Raw genomic sequence first — 16,214 nt, 5'->3', positions numbered from 1 at the left:
CGATCACTTGCCGCGGCTCGATGGTCGAACCGCTGCCCTGATTCTTTGCCGCTATATATCCTCGTGCGCATGTATCAGCCGATCATCGCGTGGGAGGACATTCGCCACCTCCCCCTGCCCGATCTAGCAATAAAACTGCTTGTGGCGCAGACGAACAACAGTGCCCCCAACCTGCACAGCACGCTACGGGGTTTGGAGGCTGCTCTGCGCGACGCGCCACAGCGCGACGGAAACGAGCTGATGGCGCGGATCGCCGATGCGTGGGCATGGCTCGAAGCACATGCCTTGCTGGCAAAGCATCCTGTGCAGTACCAAGTTCAGGGCAACTGGCAGCGTGTGACCGAGCGTGGTCGAGAACTTGTAGATGACCCAAAAGCGATCGCCAAGGTCTGGGCAGACGATCGACTGGCCGGTCCGCTCTCGCCTCTGCTCGATTCAGCGCGTTCCAACTTCGCTATGGGCGACTACGAGACCGCCAGTTTCGCGGCCATGAAGGCCGTGGAAGTCGAAGTACGCCGAGTAGCGGAGCTGCCAAATGAACTGCTGGGAGTCAACCTGATGCGAAAAGCATTCAGCCCAAAGGACGGACTCCTCCGGGACCCTGCTGCCGAAGGCGGAGAGCAGCAAGCCACCGCAGATCTTTTCGCAGGTGCCATTGGCGCGTTCAAGAACCCCGCGAGCCACCGGACGGTACGATTTGATGACCCCTTTGAAGCCGCTGAAATATTGCAGTTGGCCGACTTGCTCCTTCGGATTGTGCGTCGCGCGGAGCGTCGAACTCAGACCAAAAAGTAGGGTCTGCGTCGAACATCATGGTATGCAATTAATCATTAGGCGACAGAACGGAATATAATAGCTACATGAATGCGAAGAGCAAGCGGTCGCGGACAGGTGCTGGCGCAGCCACTTTTGCGGGGGTCGAGTATCAGAATGCGATCGCCGTATGGCTGGCGACACATATACTCGCAGGAGCAGGAGCGAGCTTGCCGTTCGGACTACCGAGCAACGTGCAACTACTTCGCGTATCGGTTGAAACTGGCGATGCAGTTGATGATATTCGCGCAGATGCTGAGATCAGTGTGCCGGTGAAGGAGTTCAAGGCCGATGCCTCGCGCGGCTACAACGTATACATTCAAGCAAAACGATCGCTCGCCGTAAGCAAGAACAACGACTCCGAATTGGCTAAAGTAGTGGCACAGTTTGTGGCTCAGCGCCAACCTGTAGAGCCTGCGGAGGATGAGCGCAATCAGTCGAAATCGAGACTTATTCTAGCAGTGAGCAGTGGGGCTTCAACGACAATTCGGACTCATGCCGCCTCTGCGCTCAACAGGCTCCGCGAGGGTGCCGACCAACAGTCACTAAGCGTAGATGAGAACACCGCCCTAACATACTTCACTGCGCATATAGAGCGTATCTGGTCCGAAGAGTTTGGCACGCCAATATCCGAAGAAGTCCTGTCTGGGCTACTCTCGATAATATACATACTCACAATTGATGTCCTGGACGATGGTACCGATGAGCGGTACGCAAAAACCCTCTTAAGAACTGTAATACTACACGACTACAGCCAAGATGTGCTGGCGTGGAACACTTTGCTCGCCAAAGGGTTGACAAAGGGGAGGCAGAGAGGAAGCTTTGACTATTCCTCGCTCGAAGGTGAACTCTCATCAGCAGGCTTAAAACTGAAGTCATCCGTAGACTATGAGAATGACATCGAAAAGCTGCGGCAGCGGAGTGATCGTGATCTAGAGTCTTTAAACAGAAGATCGATCACACGCATCGGCGGAAAAGAAATTCGAATCCACCGCGCAATTGCGACAGAGCTTTGCAGGGTAGCCGCGTCTCAATGCTCATTTGTCGTAGTCGGACTTCCTGGTGCAGGAAAGACTGCGACACTGTGTGATGCAGCCGCCATGTTGTCGGCAGAGGGGTATGCAGTCTTAGTTGTTCGAGTCGATTGTATCGACGCTAAGAGTGCTGGCGGACTGCGCGAAGAAATGCAGCTTGATCATGAATTTGTCGACGTACTACGAAACTGGCGTCCGGCAAAAGGGGGCGTAGTCTTGATCGATGCTTTGGACGCTGCTCGAAACGCCCAGAACAGATCCACATTCTTAGACCTCATGGACGAGATTATCTCCCATGACGAGATTCGTTGGTCCATCGTGACCTCTATAAGAAAGTTCGATCTTACGAACGACAGTAAGATTCAACGCATTTTTCCGACTGAACGGCCTAGCGCTTTTTCTGACGAATCAGTCGCCATCGCGCATGTTCACGTGCCAGTACTCGCTGACAATGAACTACAGAAATTTGGCGATAAATCGTCGAAGCTGTCGACACTGATAGAATCATCGAACGCGGACATTTTGGCTCTGTTGAGAATTCCCTTCTACCTGAATATTGCAGCGGAGCTAATAGGCAGAGGAACGTCAGTCGATGTGCTTGCAAACTCGCGCGGGTACGAACTGCTTGAGCGCTACTGGTCTGCGCATTTTGATGATAACTATGACAGTGATGCGCGTCTACAGGTAATGGATAGAGCGCTTAGGCATATGGTCGAGTCAAGAACAATGACGGTATCTCGAAGCGAAATAATGGCTTCTTTCGCGGTGCCTCCAACAGAGCAGCTGCATGCCTTGCTCAGCGAAGGAATACTTGTGGAGGATGATAATCATCGCCTCCGAGTTGAGCATCATATTCTCTACGACTTCGGTGTCTACAAGCTGGTTCTGCGAGATGACGACGGTGCACTTGAGCGAGCCCTGAGAGAAGATAACGCCCTCGTCTTCTCGATAAGGCCAAGTATTCAAATGTACCTTGAACGAGCGTGGTCTCGAACGGCCAGCCATCGGGAATTTTGGAGCGAAGCTATTCGACTTGAGAATAGCGATGGTGTGTCGAACCTCGCGCGGGCGATGGTTGCGGAGTTTGCCGTCAGCCGAGTAGGGGATGCTATCGACGTCGCCCCTCTGCTGGACTCGATAAACGCGCCAGATCAGCAGCAGAGCGAAGCGGCACGCGAGGTTATGCGGCGCTGCTCTAACGTAATGGACTTCAATTCTCGTCACAAGATAGTGGTCGATGCCATCCCCTGGATAGGTATCGTAGATGCGAGTAGTCGCTACTCCCGTGGTCACGTTATTCGCGTCGCTGAGGTATCAATACTCCTATTGATAACAAATTCCTGGACTGAGCTAAGCATGAGCCAGCAAAAGGCGTGCGGCTGTACTGTGCGGCGGCTATTCGAAAGCGAGATTAACCTTGAGCAACCAAACGAATGGCTGAGCCGGAGTCTGATTGACCTTACTGTCCGTACGTACCGGACTGATTCGGTAGCGTCACGTTCGCTGCTAGAGCGATTGCTTGAGCAGAACAGGGTAAGGCGCTTCGGGTACATAGAGCTTCGGCATGTCGCGTACGCGGTCGGTAGTCTGGCCGCGATAGATCCTGATCTTGTTGGGAATGTCTACGACGTTGCGTTCTCCTATCGTGAGGTTGATACAAGTCAGACTTCGCTTTCGGCAAGTCAAATACTAGGGTTGAGCTCGAACCGCAAACAAGACTATGGCATGGTTCTGTATACATTAGGCGATAACTACCGACAGGTTATCGACGTAAATCTGACGTTGGGGCTTCGTATTCTCCAAACCGTGTCCGCACATGGTGAATACGTTTCTGTGCAAAGCAGCGGTGATCCGGATTTCGTGTTGAAATATAATGGCGAAGAGGTCGGCGTCTACGACGATAGTTCCGGTGTGATCTGGCATTCCGACGATGACAGGTTCGGGGAAGATCGGGGGCAGACGTTCCGCGGTTTCAGTTCCTTTGTGGACGAACTGGTGTCCACCGCCGATGGCCCGGACAAGTTTGTGGAAGCTTTGACATCGGTGGTTCCGATAGCACATTCAACTTCGTTTTGGCTGAGGATACTTCAGGCCGGTGAACGTAACCCTACGACTCTGGGAATCGTATTGGCACCACTCTTGCTGTGCAAAGGGTTGCTGATTACGTCCGGCGTAGTCCATCAGTGCGGCGATTTTCTGTCGGTGGTTTTCTCTCATTTGAGCGCAGATAGTAGGTCTGCGATCGAAGGCACTGTTCTTTCTATCGCTCCGCTAGAGCAGACCACCTCATCCGAACGGTTGGAGCGCATACGGGATAGGTACATCCGCGTACTTGACGAAGAAGCGATCCTGTCGGAAGCCATCAGGGATCGTCAAGTATCCCTTCGTGCGGATAATAACCTTGATGCAGGTCAGGTCGGAGATGTAGATTTTAGGGCGCGCGAGAATGAAGATGAAGTCAGTCCTTATGACGTGTTGATGGCGCAAGTAACTGATCAGTTGAACAAATTTGACGGGCAGTCGGCGACGTCATCTGATATCGATGACTTATTCTCGACTATCGCTTCACTTGAATCCGTCGGCGAAGAAGGGACCCCGCGTATCATACGATCACGCGCGGAAGAACTGAGTGCACGCGCTTGCTTGAATGCGGTCAATTCAGGAACCATGACACCTGAGGATGCCCGATGGGCAGATCTTCGTGGTGAGGTTGTCAGATATTGCAACGCGCAAGACCCTGAGCCTAGTGCGCGAGCCGACAGGCAATTCGAGGACGGTACAGTTCAATATACCGGGTCGACGCGGCAGTTCGCGGCAACCGCGCTGATGCTTACGGTGGCGAAAGAAGGGGGAGTTGATTCCGTTTCCGAGCAGCTGATCCGTAAGTTGGCGAGTGACTCGACCGCGCTCGTGCGTTCTGCGGTTGCAAGGCATCTTTATCTCGTGGGGCGCGCGGGTGCTACGGGTCTGATGTGGGAGCTGACCGATCGCCTAGGCCAAGACGATAGTGCGCACGTCGCGGCGTGTATGTGTAATTCGATTGGGCAGTTCTCAAGTATCGATACTGCGCGAACCGTGAAAGCTATCGAACGAATAGTTCTTCGCTTCAGGGATGAAGTTCCGGAGAATATTATCGAGATTGCCGCTGCCCACCTTGCATGGGCCTATGTTTTTCACGGTAGCGCAGACGCATATGACTCCACCTTGCGGATAGTGGATACAGCACAAGACAATCCGCATGGGGTGTGGAAGGTAGTTACTGAACTACGCGGTAGTCTCGTGGCCGGCATAGAAGAAGGCGCAGCGGCAAAGGCTGCCGTTCGCGCTCGCACCATCGGGCTGTTTATGGCAATTTTGGCGAGCACGGAGACACGGCTGGCCTCCTTGAATGAGCTTTATGATGTCAGTGGTATGGATCGCGTTTCTGATCCAGATTTGGAGAGATTAAAGAATCTGCATAGGGCGGTGCGAGAAACAGCTTCACAGGTATACTTCGCCTCTGGGACATATGAAGAGAACAGCGGTAAGAAAGGTTTGAGCAGGAATGCTAAAGTTACATTCCTGAAGGAGGTTCGCTTACTACTGGAGAAGATTTCAGACACCGGAGATGCTCACGCAGCGAACGAAGTCGTTGCATTGGCGCAGCGATATCAGGACATCGATCCGCTGTGGGTGCTGCAACTTGTCGAAAGGGCAGTCGTAGCGTCCGAACCTTCCGGCGGTACCCGTGAATCTTTATTCGTAGACACGGTGGTGGATTTCGTTCGGAGCTTTATTAGGTCAAATCTTGCACATTTGAGTACGACGGAAAGTCAGAATCGACTTGTAAGGATACTCGACGGATTCTCGAAGGTAGGTTGGCCGGAGGTTATCGGCCTCACTCAGGACTTGAATGAAGTGTTCGGCGAGTGACTTTATTGCGAATAGAGAGAGGCACATCCCGCTGGAGTGGCTGGTGACCATCACGCTACGTTGAACCAAGATCGGTGCGAACGTGGCGAGTCTAATTGGTGATGCCGAGCGGAACCCGCTCCACCACCTGCCACACGTACAGATTTCCGCGTTGTTCCAGCGCCACCATCACGACCTCCGATACCACCACGTCGACCCCCTCGATCATCGCGTTCATCGCCTCCGCGGTTGCCGCTGCTCGCGCAGATAGCCCCTCGAAGATCGGATAAGCGATCGTGACATGAGGCGGGGACGACGAGTCCTTCACCCGCGCTTCCGGCAGAACAGACAGTGTTGCCACCCGGAGCGAATCGCGAAGGGCACGAACAGATTCAGCAGGCGAGACGACAAATCCAACCGCCCCGCGTAGGTTGGTCACCTGCTCGAACGTGAGCATGACCGGTGCCTGATCACCACAGACCAGGCGGGCCGCCTCCGTGATGGATGCACGCTGCTCCGGCGTGCTTCCCCCGTCATAGGCGATCCGGTCCAGCGTGAGATGAAGGCCGTCGACCGGCGTCGCATCGAAGTAGGCAGGGTCGATCGTCTGCTGGCAGGTCTTCGTCAGCGCATGAAGTTCCGGCGCGTGCTCGAAGGTCAGGAACCAGTAGTGACCGAGCGGGCCGGTGTGCCCGTCACGGGGTTGCAAGCGTGAGCTGTCCGTCGTGCTCGTCATCGCTCCTCACGCCTGCTTGCCAAGGTGTCCTCCACCGACCGCATTTCCGGCGTTGTTCCCCATCGCGCAGCAGCATCTCGCACGAACTCCGAACCCCGCCGCTGAACTTGCAGCATGAGCCTACCGCGCGTCGGCGTCAGCGCTTCGTGCATGACCGCCACCGCGGCATCGAGGTCGGCATCGTCGCTGAGGACATGTGACCGCGCCACGTCGATCATCACCCGCGAACGGCCCCACGGAGAATTCGCATCGCTCATCTCCGACAGGGCCAGTCCAGCGAAGTGCTCAACCCGTTCCGGCCTCGCCAACGACAGATAGGCCGTGGCGGCATTTCCCGCGATCTGCGCCGGGCTGTAGCTCTCCAGCGAAATGCTGGACGGCACCCCGACCGGAGTGCCGGTTCCTGGCAGCAGTTCGTATGCCGCCTCGACCGCACGGTGCACGCTGTCCACATCGCCGAGCTTGCCGCTGGCGCGAGCCACGCCGTTGATCGCCAGGCGCACACCTTGCGGCCCGCTCGCCGTGCGCGTCAGACCCTCCTCCGCGTAGTGCAGCGCCTCGTCGAATCGGCCCGCATAGTATTCGCAGAAACTCTGTATACCCCGCGCCCACGCTGCCAGATTGTCGTCCTGGGCGAAGTCGCCGAGCTGGAAGGACTCCTGGCAGTAGGCACGGGCGAGCGAGAAGTGAGCACAGCCGACCGCGATGTAGCCGAGCAGGCCGGAGGTCATGCTGGCGATCTCGTACAGTCGGCGCCGCTGCGCCGGGTGGCTGCACCCGTCGATGAGTTCGTCCAGCCAGGCGTGCTGTTTCTTGAGAGGCGCGACCAGCGCAGCCGGATCGAGCGTTTCGTACTGGGCGATACTCCGGTACGTGCTGACATGCAGCTGATCGACCACGTCGAGATTGACAGTCCGACTGAGCTTTTGAATTCGGTTGAGCACGGTGAGCAGTTCGTCGGAGATGCCCTGATCGAGAAGTGCTGCCGCTTCGGCGTCGGTAGTAGTGATGTCCAGTAGTGGAACAATGGCAGGCGCGAGCGATGCCGAACGATCGACACCCAGCGCCGGATGTCGATCCCGCCACGCCGCTTCACCTTCCGCCACGATTTGCTCGAACCTGGCTCGATCGTCGGCGGAGGCCCGCTGCTGGTAGGTCGTATCGAGGATCGCCTGGGTGTTGGAACGCGGGACAACAGCACTCAGGCGCTGCGCCAATTGGCGATCGTGGTCGTATCCACACCGAGCAGCGCCGCGAAGTCACGAACCGACTTCCTCATGGCCTCCTGCAATGCGGCTGCTTCAAATCCGGTCCATTCCCGCCCTCGTACCATCGCCTCTACCTACCGTTTGTGGTCCTGAACTGGGCAAACCCGTACCAAACACCAACGGTACCCCAACGCCGGGCGAGTCCGGGCCAAACCTCTTGTGAGCCAGGCTGAAAGCGGTACCCGGTACCGGGCTGACGCCTGGAACCCCCCGTCCGGCGCACCGGCCGCCCTGCGGTGTGGCAGGCCGGTGGCGAAACGCCCCCGGTGCCGGGTACCTCCGTCAATTTCGCTTGCTCCTTGTCCGAGAAGGAGTCACACCGGCTGTGGGATTCTTGGTCAAACGCGGATTTTTGGCCCTACGGTCGAAGGTATGGATCACAACGCCGTCGGAGCACCGGCCCTGCCACCTGGCTACTGGACCGGTCAACACCGCTGCGAGGTGCGGTATTTCATACGGAATGGAACGTTTTGGGTGACCGACGGCGTCGACGTCGAGGCTGCGGGACCGAAGGAGATCGAGGTCATTCTCGCCGAAGGAACGACACTGTCCGACGGCTGGATTGTGTTCCCGACGGAGTCCGATGGGAAGACTGGTACTCGCAAGATCTGCGGTTGCCGCGACGCGGTGCTGGACCTTGATCTGTAGCGCGCGTCGTGGTCGCCAATTCGCCGCGAAAACATCGCGAACCGAAGTAGCCGACCTGGTTTGCGTTGGGTAGCGAAACCGTGACCAAGCTGACGGATCGTGTCGGGAGCCTCGGACGTGGTCCGCTGAGGTCCTAACCGCCGCCTGAAGGCTCTGGCAAAGTAGGTATCTCGAACCGACCCGTAGCGTTCTTCAAGGATTCCCTTGCCGCCTCCGGAGAGAGCAGGTCCAGTTCGACTTGCTTAAGGAGATCGAACAAGCCGCGGGAATCGATCGCCAGACCCTCGTCCCCTCCAAAGTCCTCTACGTGGTCGTCTGCACCGTCCAGGATCGGTGGCCGACTATCGGGACTGTTGAGCCGGAACGTGTTGGCGATGTACCACATACGTTGCACTTCACCGTGCGTCTTCTCGTATATACGGCGATGCTTTGCAACTGCCATCAAATCGTTGGACTTCGCACCCTTGGTGTACCCCTTCACCTCGGTGACCGCTGTCCAGGTCTCATCGGAGACCGCCAGATCTCCCAGACGTGGTTCGCCGACAGCCAACTGTTCGTCCAGATCCACAACGTGGAAGCCGAGCTCGGTCAACGCTTGCGTCACTGCAGCGACAAGCGCATCGCCGTGCTCGGTAAGCAGTCGTCGTTGATACGACTGACTCGCGGCCCGTATCAACGCTTCTCGCTCAACCTCGCCAGCTTCGATGTTCGCGGTCAGGTTAACGATCTGAATTCGAGCTTCGTCGATGTTCGCGTTGACGACGTTGAGCTGTTGCTCCTGCCGCGCTGACATCCAACGAGGGCCAGAGTCCCAGTCCGGTGACGACGGAAACCGATCGGGCGCCTGATCGTGCCACTCCTCGAACGCAAGATGAAGCGCGGCGTCCAGGAAGTCGATAGCTTCCTCGGGTAGGTACCACACCTCAAGCGGGCCTTCGTATGGACGGTAGACCATCGCAACCGCCTCCCCGTCGACGTTCGTGAGGAGTGGAGTCCAGGTTTCGTCGCTGGCCCCGTGGGGAATTTCGAAGACCTTGCGACCAGGCGGGTGTTGGGGTAGGGCAGGGATCAAGTACCGCTTGACGAACTCCTGCCGAGCCTCGCTCAGTGTTGAGGGAATGACCAGCTCGTGCCCCGGCGTTTGGAAACGTATGGGGCGGTAGTAGGCCGTCCGGCCGCCCGGCCACTCTTTGACGAAATTCCCCGCTGCCTCGCCGCCGACCTGAATCATCCGAAGCCCGTCAGCGACGGGTGGGGTATCAGTCCCAACCGCTACTAGCGCGTCCCAGCTCTGCCAGCGCGGTTCCGGAACGATTCCATCAAGGATGGCCTCCGCGTATCTCGACACTGTGGCCTTGACGGCGTCGACATGATCCGTGGCGACATCGATGATGACGCACGGTGGCGTGTGTGCCCCGAACACATTCAACTCGTGTCCTTTCACCGCGCTCGGGCGTAGCACGTTGCCCCACGGGAGGCGCCGCACCTGGACCGCAACAGCTAGCGGTTTTCGAGTCGTGCCCCATGTTTGCCCCATGTCGCACGCGTGGGGCAAATTTTCGCCAACTCGAAAAGTCCTCTACCTGCATATATTCTGTGGGCGCAGAGGGGATCGAACCCCCGACCGCTGGTGTGTAAAACCAGTGCTCTACCGCTGAGCTATACGCCCTGGCACCGCCGGGGAGTACCGGCGGTGTCGGGTTATGAATCTAGCGCGGCGAGGGCTTTCTCCCAAGCCGCCTGGTCACGGGCTTGTCCGGGGCCGTTCATCTCCGCGAAAGTGATGTAGCCGGACTTGTCGACAACGAAGGTTCCGCGGTTGGGGTAGCCGGATTTCTCGTTGAAGACGTCGTAGGACTGGGTGACGGCGCCGTGCGGCCAGAAGTCTGACAGCAGGGGGAACAGGTAGCCCTGTTCCGCGGCCCAGATCTTGTGGGTGGGTGGAGGGCCGACGGAGATCGCGATGATCTCGGCGTCGTCGTTCTGGAACTTGGGCAGCTCGTCCCGGACCTTGCACAGCTCGCCCTGGCAGATGCCGGTGAAGGCGAGTGGATAGAACACCAGCAGCACGTTCTTCTTGCCGCGATAGTCCGACAGGGTGACGGGCTGGTTGTTCTGGTCCTTGAGCGTGAAATCCGGCGCGAGAGTGCCAACCTCTAGCGGCATACTACGAATCCTCCGTCGTGTCGGGTCCCAGCCGGGCTCGCGAGCCCAACTGAGACCCTAGCGAACGGCGGATTCAGCGCTGTTTGGACGGTGCCTTCGGCTGAACGAGCCGTGAGGCCGTCCAACTGCCGAGGCTGATGGTGGATGTCTGGGTCAGGCCGGCCGTGGGTGCGGCTTCGGCGATCTCGCTCGGATCGACATGGCCTTGTTGACCGGTTTTGGGGGTGAGGACCCAGATGAAGCCTTCATCTGCCAGCGGGCTGATGGCATCCATCAGCTCGTCGGCCAGATCGCCGTCACCTTCTCGCCACCACAGCAGGACGGCGTCGACGACCTCATCGGAGTCTTCGTCGACCATTTCGCCGCCGCTGACCTCCTCGATCTCGGCGCGCAATGCGTCGTCGGTGTCCTCGTCCCAGCCCAATTCCTGAACAACCAAGCCGTGAGAAATGCCAAGCTTCTGAGCGTAGTTCTGCGCGTCCGCCGCGGCGACCACGGTGGTGTCCTCCCTAAACTTCCGACAGTAAGATAGGTGCAAGCGAACATGGTTATCGGCCGCAGCGCAAGCTGATCGGATGAATTGGGACCGTATGCCGCGTGTCGGCAGGGCAAAATCGGCCGTCTCAACAGGCGTCGTGGACTGCGGTTCGTGCCTGGTTGATGGCGCGACTGGCCTCGTTGAGCTTGCCGACAGGTGAGTTGTAGGTCATCTTTCTGGTCTGCACGGCCAGCTCGCGCGCCGCGACGACATAGGCGGTGAACTTGTCGGCCAATTCGGTCGGCAACGCCCCCGCCGCGGTGACGATGCCCGACTCGACCTTGGTCGCCGCGTTGTCGAGGGTGGTAGCCGCGGACTCACGCTTGGCGGCGTAGTCGGGGGCGTTGGTGTCGTGCGCGGAGACGAAGTCGTTGAAGGCGGTGACACCGGCGCCGGTGGTGGTGGCGAACTGCCCGCAGTTGTCGGTGATCGCCCGGTCTCGCGCCGCCGCGGCGCGCGAGGACGCGGCGGCCGAGGAAGACGCGGCGGCCGCGGTTTTGTAGGCGGCCACCTCGGCCGCGTCGGTCGTCGGTGTGCCGGGGATCTGCTCGGCACAACCGGCTATCACCGAACCCGCGGTCACGGCGACAAAGGCGCAGATCAGCCCCAGCCGACGCGCATGCAGCACCCTCATCGTTCGGCGTTCCCTCTCACTCACCTGCGCGACTCGTCTTCCCCGCAGAACCTACCTAATGGTATTCCCGTTGAGGTGATGACCTGGGCAGCCGTTTCGGTAAGGATGGGGGTGCACCCGAACCTTTCGTACCGGGTGGTCCGCACACCAAGCGGGCAGGCCCGGGGACAGCGACGCCGACCAAGCAGTTCAGCCCCCATCACGAGGAGCAGATTTGACCGACCTGATCCACTCTGCAGCTTCCAACGATCCAGTAGCGACCTCCGCCGCGGGCGGTGAATCCACCACCAAACCCACCGGTGAACGGGTACGGGTCATCCGCGAAGGAGTGGCGTCGTATCTACCGGATATCGATCCCGAGGAGACCAGCGAATGGCTGGAATCCTTCGATGACATGCTCGACCGCGAAGGCCCTGGCCGCGCCCGGTACCTGATGCTGCGCTTGCTCGAGCGCGCCGGCGAACGCCGTGTCTCGATTCCGGCGCTCACCTCCACCGATTACGTCAATACGATTCCCACCGAGAACGAGCCCTGGTTCCCCGGTGACGAGGAAGTCGAGCGCCGCTTCCGCGCCTGGATCCGGTGGAACGCCGCGATCATGGTGCATCGCGCGCAGCGCCCCGGCATCGGTGTCGGCGGCCATATTTCGACCTACGCGTCCTCGGCGGCGCTCTACGAGGTGGGTTTCAACCACTTCTTCCGCGGCAAGGATCACCCCGGCGGCGGCGACCACGTCTACATCCAGGGCCACGCCTCGCCCGGCATCTACGCGCGCGGTTTCCTCGAGGGCCGCCTCAGCACGGACCGGCTCGACGGATTCCGTCAGGAATACAGCCACGGCGGCCTGGGCAAGGGCCTGCCGTCCTACCCGCATCCGCGGCTGATGCCGGACTTCTGGGAATTCCCGACGGTGTCGATGGGCCTCGGCCCGATGAACGCGATCTACCAGGCCAGGTTCAACCACTACCTCACCGATCGCGGCATCAAGGACACCTCCGATCAGCACGTCTGGGCATTCCTGGGCGACGGCGAGATGGACGAACCCGAGTCGCGCGGCCTGATCCAGGTGGCTGCCAACGAGGCGCTCGACAACCTCACCTTCGTGATCAACTGCAACCTGCAGCGGCTCGACGGCCCGGTGCGCGGCAACGGCAAGATCATCCAGGAACTGGAGTCGTTCTTCCGCGGCGCGGGCTGGAACGTGATCAAGGTGGTCTGGGGTCGCGAGTGGGACGCGCTGCTCGGCGCCGATCGCGACGGCGCGCTGGTGAACCTGATGAACTCCACCCCCGACGGCGATTACCAGACCTACAAGGCCAACGACGGCGCGTACGTGCGCGACCACTTCTTCGGCCGCGACCCGCGCACGAAAGCGCTGGTGCAGAACATGTCCGACAGCGAGATCTGGAATCTCAAGCGTGGCGGCCACGACTACCGCAAGGTCTACGCGGCGTATTCGGCGGCGATGGCGCACAAGGGTCAGCCGACGGTGATCCTGGCCAAGACGATCAAGGGCTACACCCTCGGCAAGCACTTCGAGGGCCGCAACGCCACCCATCAGATGAAGAAGCTGGCGCTACAGGACCTCAAGGACTTCCGCGATCTGCAGCGCATCCCGATCAGCGATGCCGAGCTGGAGAAGGACCCGTACCTGCCGCCGTACTACCACCCCGGCATGAACGATCCGGCCATCGAGTACATGCTGGCCCGGCGCAAGTCGCTCGGCGGTTTCGTGCCGGAGCGACGCTCGCCCGCCGAGCCGCTGAAGCTACCGGGCGACGAGGCCTACCGCTCGGTGCGCAAGGGTTCGGGCAAGCAGAAGGTCGCCACCACCATGGCCTTGGTGCGCCTGGTCAAGGAGCTGTTGCGCGACAAGGAGATCGGCAAGCGCATCGTGCCGATCATCCCCGACGAGGCTCGCACCTTCGGCATGGACTCGTGGTTCCCGACGCTGAAGATCTACAACCGCAACGGCCAGCTCTACACCTCGGTCGACGCGGAACTGATGCTCGCCTACAAGGAGAGCGCGGTCGGCCAGATCCTGCACGAGGGCATCAACGAAGCCGGTTCCACCGCCTCGTTCACCGCGGTGGCCACGTCCTACGCCACCCACGGCGAGCCGATGATCCCGCTCTACATCTTCTATTCGATGTTCGGGTTCCAGCGCACCGGCGACAGCTTCTGGGCCGCGGCCGACCAGCTCGCGCGCGGATTCGTCCTCGGCGCCACCGCGGGCCGCACCACCCTCACCGGTGAGGGCCTGCAACACAACGACGGGCAGTCGCTGCTGCTGGCATCGTCTAATCCCGCTGTGGTGACCTACGATCCGGCGTTCTCGTTCGAGATCGCGCACATCATGCGCGACGGTCTGCGCCGGATGTACGGCGGCGGCGAAGCCCCGGCCAGTGAGCTGCCCGGTACCGAGGTGTCCGCGGTCGGCACCTTCGGCGGGGAGAACATCTTCTACTACATCACCCTGTACAACGAGCCCTACCAGCAGCCGACCGAGCCCGACGATCTCGACGTGGCGGGCCTGCTCAAGGGTCTGTATCTGTACCAGGGTGGTGGTGAGGGCGAGGTTCGTGCCCAGATCCTCGTCTCCGGCGTGACCGTGCCCGACGGGCTGCGCGCACAGGAGATGCTGGCGCAGGAGTGGGGTGTGGCCGCGGATGTGTGGTCGGTGACCTCGTTCGGCGAGCTGCGCAGGGAAGCACTCGACAAGGAGATCGCGGCGCTCAAGCACCCCGATTCCGATCCGGGTTCGCCCTACGTCACCCAGGCGCTCTCGGCCGCGCGTGGACCGGTGGTCGCCGCGACGGACTGGATGCGTGCGGTGCCCGATCAGATCCGGCAATGGGTGCCCGGCGACTACATCACCCTCGGCACCGACGGGTTCGGTTTCTCCGACACCCGCACGGCCGCGCGCCGGGTGTTCAACGTCGACGCGCAGTCGATCGTGGTCGCGGTGCTGGAGGGTCTCGTCAAGGACGGCACGTTCGACAAGGCCAAGGCGGTGGAAGCGGCCGCGAAATACGGCATCGACAGCGTGGCCGCCGCGCCGAAGCCGAGTGCGGACGCGGCAGAGGAACTCGCGTAGCGGACTATTGGACTGTGGAGCGCAAACCGCCGCGGCCCCGTCGGATCACCGAGGGCACCAGCGAACACGAGGTCTATCTGCCGACGGGGGCTCTGTCCCCGAACCGGCAGACCCGTGATCCGCTGCCCGACACGCTGCTCAAGCGGGTCAAGCAGTTCTCGGGCCGGCTGTCCACCGAGGCGGTGGGGTCGATGCAGGATCGGCTGCCGTTCTTCGCCGATCTGGACGCCGCGCAGCGAGCGGGCGTGCAGATGCTGGTGCAGACGGCGGTCGTGAACTTCCTGGAGTGGTTGCAGGATCCCGATTCCGATATCCGCTTCAGCCTGGACGCGTTCCAGGTGATTCCGCAGGATCTGGCGCGGCGGCTCACGCTGCGCCAGACCGTGGACATGGTGCGGGTGGCCATGGACTTCTTCGAACAGTGGCTGCCCGCGCTGGCGCGCAACGATCGTCAGCTGGTGGCGCTCACCGAGGCGGTGCTGCGATACGGGCGTGAGCTCGGCTTCGCGGCCGCCTCGGTGTATGCCAGCGCCGCCGAGTCGCGTGGCGCGTGGGATACCCGCCTGGAGGCCCTGGTGGTCGACGCGGTGGTCCGGGGCGACACAGGTCCGGACATGCTTTCGCGGGCCGCCACGTTGAACTGGGACGCCACGGCGCCCGCCACGGTGCTGGTCGGCACACCGCCGCTGGACCAGGGCGTGTCGACGGTCGGCGCCGTGCACACGATCGCGACCAAACACGGCAGGGCCGCGCTGGCGGTGGTGCAGGGTGCGCGACTGGTGATGGTGGTCAGCGGGCACCTGGGGGAGTCGGGCATCGGCTCGCCGTTCCTCACCGATCTGCTGGCCGAGGTGTTCTCCGACGGTCCGGTGGTGATCGGTCCCACGATGCGCACCCTCGGCGCCGCGCACGCGTCGGCGATCGAGGCATTGGCGGGGATGGAGGCCGTTGTCGGCTGGCGCGGGGCGCCAAGGCCCGTTCACGCCACGGAGTTGTTGCCCGAGCGCGCGTTGCTGGGCGATAGAGCTGCGATAGAGGCGTTGAACGAGTATCTTGTGCTCCCGTTGGCAGCTGCCGGATCTTCGTTATCCGACACACTCGACGCGTACCTGGATTGTGGCGGAGCAGTAGAAACTTGCGCTCGGCAGCTGTACGTCCATCCAAATACCGTGCGGTACCGACTCAAGCGAATCGGCGAAGTCACCGGCCGTGATCCGATGAATCCTCGCGACGCGTATGTGCTCCGAATTGCAGCAACAGTGGGTCGTTTGACACGAACGCATAACGAATCGTCAACCTCCGTCACAGAAACCCCACCCATCCCAATGGCCAAGGACCCCCTGTAACGGGATCGGGGAAACGGTCGATCCCGACACCCCACCTCGGATT

General features: G+C 60.4%; 11 protein-coding genes and 1 tRNA gene. 5 read left to right on the top strand and 7 right to left on the bottom strand.

The annotated features are described in order from the left end of the window. Positions 1 to 69 precede the first annotated feature (69 nt). Positions 70 to 795 (top strand): TIGR02391 family protein, encoded by a 726-nt coding sequence (locus IBJ82_RS25550; RefSeq protein WP_194828538.1) that lies wholly within the window; start codon positions 70 to 72, stop codon positions 793 to 795. Between the two features lie 65 nt (positions 796 to 860). Then, entirely contained in the window at positions 861 to 5,759 is a 4,899-nt protein-coding gene (locus tag IBJ82_RS25545; protein ID WP_194828537.1) for an ATP-binding protein, read from the top strand. Between the two features lie 91 nt (positions 5,760 to 5,850). Here the strand turns inward: IBJ82_RS25545 and IBJ82_RS25540 are convergent, their stop codons facing one another. Next, positions 5,851 to 6,474, bottom strand: a complete 624-nt coding sequence (locus IBJ82_RS25540) for a 2'-5' RNA ligase family protein (RefSeq protein WP_194828536.1) — start codon at positions 6,472 to 6,474, stop codon at positions 5,851 to 5,853. Beyond that, positions 6,471 to 7,691, bottom strand: a complete 1,221-nt coding sequence (locus IBJ82_RS25535; RefSeq protein WP_194828535.1) for a hypothetical protein — start codon at positions 7,689 to 7,691, stop codon at positions 6,471 to 6,473. Before IBJ82_RS25535 ends, IBJ82_RS25540 begins: the two co-directional genes overlap by 4 nt. Positions 7,692 to 8,114: 423 nt before the next feature. Here IBJ82_RS25535 and IBJ82_RS25530 point away from each other — a divergent pair, with 423 nt between their 5' ends. Continuing rightward, the gene (locus IBJ82_RS25530; protein WP_194828534.1) at positions 8,115 to 8,390 is read left to right on the top strand and encodes a hypothetical protein; all 276 of its coding nucleotides are present in this window, start codon (positions 8,115 to 8,117) and stop codon (positions 8,388 to 8,390) included. Between the two features lie 133 nt (positions 8,391 to 8,523). Here the strand turns inward: IBJ82_RS25530 and IBJ82_RS25525 are convergent, their stop codons facing one another. The 5 genes from IBJ82_RS25525 to IBJ82_RS25505 all read right to left on the bottom strand — a co-directional run bounded on the left by IBJ82_RS25525 (position 8,524) and on the right by IBJ82_RS25505 (position 11,728). After that, positions 8,524 to 9,834, bottom strand: a complete 1,311-nt coding sequence (locus tag IBJ82_RS25525; RefSeq protein WP_194828533.1) for a hypothetical protein — start codon at positions 9,832 to 9,834, stop codon at positions 8,524 to 8,526. A gap of 153 nt (positions 9,835 to 9,987) precedes the next feature. After that, positions 9,988 to 10,059, bottom strand: a tRNA-Val gene (locus IBJ82_RS25520). 32 nt (positions 10,060 to 10,091) lie between these two features. Next, on the bottom strand, positions 10,092 to 10,556 hold the full coding sequence (locus tag IBJ82_RS25515; protein ID WP_056821170.1) for a peroxiredoxin: 465 nt from the start codon (positions 10,554 to 10,556) through the stop codon (positions 10,092 to 10,094). A gap of 73 nt (positions 10,557 to 10,629) precedes the next feature. After that, on the bottom strand, positions 10,630 to 11,052 hold the full coding sequence (locus IBJ82_RS25510; protein ID WP_056821168.1) for a DUF3052 domain-containing protein: 423 nt from the start codon (positions 11,050 to 11,052) through the stop codon (positions 10,630 to 10,632). Between the two features lie 127 nt (positions 11,053 to 11,179). Then, entirely contained in the window at positions 11,180 to 11,728 is a 549-nt protein-coding gene (locus IBJ82_RS25505; RefSeq protein WP_194828532.1) for a hypothetical protein, read from the bottom strand. Between the two features lie 214 nt (positions 11,729 to 11,942). Between IBJ82_RS25505 and aceE the strand changes: the two genes are divergently transcribed. Continuing rightward, a complete protein-coding gene (gene aceE, locus IBJ82_RS25500; protein WP_194828531.1) occupies positions 11,943 to 14,825 on the top strand; it encodes a pyruvate dehydrogenase (acetyl-transferring), homodimeric type in 2,883 nt (960 codons plus the stop codon). A gap of 44 nt (positions 14,826 to 14,869) precedes the next feature. Then, positions 14,870 to 16,171: a helix-turn-helix domain-containing protein gene (locus tag IBJ82_RS25495; RefSeq protein ID WP_194828763.1), complete on the top strand. Its 1,302-nt coding sequence runs from the start codon at positions 14,870 to 14,872 to the stop codon at positions 16,169 to 16,171. Positions 16,172 to 16,214: the final 43 nt, after the last annotated feature.

Source organism: Nocardia sp. XZ_19_231 (assembly GCF_015355705.1).
Taxonomy (GTDB): domain Bacteria; phylum Actinomycetota; class Actinomycetes; order Mycobacteriales; family Mycobacteriaceae; genus Nocardia; species Nocardia salmonicida.
This window is presented reverse-complemented; position numbering and strand designations above follow the sequence as displayed.

Coding starts and splice junctions, on each gene's coding strand:
- IBJ82_RS25505 (WP_194828532.1), bottom strand. CDS start 11,728: ATGAGGGTGCTGCATGCGCGTCGGCTGGGGCTGATCTGCGCCTTTGTC.
- IBJ82_RS25540 (WP_194828536.1), bottom strand. CDS start 6,474: ATGACGAGCACGACGGACAGCTCACGCTTGCAACCCCGTGACGGGCAC.
- IBJ82_RS25545 (WP_194828537.1), top strand. CDS start 861: ATGAATGCGAAGAGCAAGCGGTCGCGGACAGGTGCTGGCGCAGCCACT.
- IBJ82_RS25550 (WP_194828538.1), top strand. CDS start 70: ATGTATCAGCCGATCATCGCGTGGGAGGACATTCGCCACCTCCCCCTG.
- IBJ82_RS25530 (WP_194828534.1), top strand. CDS start 8,115: ATGGATCACAACGCCGTCGGAGCACCGGCCCTGCCACCTGGCTACTGG.
- IBJ82_RS25515 (WP_056821170.1), bottom strand. CDS start 10,556: ATGCCGCTAGAGGTTGGCACTCTCGCGCCGGATTTCACGCTCAAGGAC.